This is a genomic window from Neisseria sp. P0021.S007, assembly GCF_051956855.1.
On the sequence record NZ_JBQCXA010000527.1, the window covers coordinates 1 to 692 of the forward strand.

The window sequence follows — 692 nt, forward strand, 5'->3', positions numbered from 1 at the left end:
CGCCCAATGCGGTGGTGATGTTTTTGAAGGAAACTGCGCCGTCTTCAGGGAATGCGGCTTTGAATTTCTCTTGGTATTCAGGGATACCGGCGATTTTTGCGGCGGCATCGGCTTCGGTCGCGTTGGCCATTTCAACAGGGTTGAGCAATGGGCCGCCGGCTTGTTCTTCCACATCGGCTGCACGGCCGTCCCAGAATTGGCTGCCCAACAAGGCGGCATTCAGAGCAGTTGGGGAGTTACGGCCGCCGAATTGGCTTTTGTGGCCCGCGCTGGTCGGCATGTTGTCTACGCCGGCAGTTGCCAAGTTGTGGCAAGAGTTACAGCTGACGGTGTTGCCTTTGGACAGGCGGTTTTCGTACCAAAGTTGTTGGCCGAGTTTGACCTGTTCTTCGGTAAACGGACGGACTTTTTGCATTTCGGCTGCGTCAGGCAAAGGTTTGAACGTAGCTTGCGCGCGTTCCAACAGGGCTTTGTCTTCGTCAGAAACATTGGCAGAATTTTGAGGGGCTGAAACGGCGGCGGTGCTTGCGGCGGCATCGGCAGCGCTCGCGGCAGAAGCAGCTTGAGGAGTTTCAGTAGTTTGTGCAGTTTTCTCACCGCAGGCGGTCAACGCGGCAGAAACGGCCAAGGCCAGAACGATTTGGTGGAGTTTCAAACGTGGCATAGGAGGTTCCTTTGTTATGCATTTGTTA

1 protein-coding gene is annotated in these 692 nt (G+C 55.3%); it reads right to left on the reverse strand.

What is annotated here, in order from left to right; genetic code table 11:
- Positions 1-664: cytochrome-c peroxidase (locus ACTHUR_RS14405; RefSeq protein WP_440399250.1), on the reverse strand; the 664-nt coding region annotated here is incomplete at its 3' end.
- Positions 665-692 lie beyond the last annotated feature (28 nt).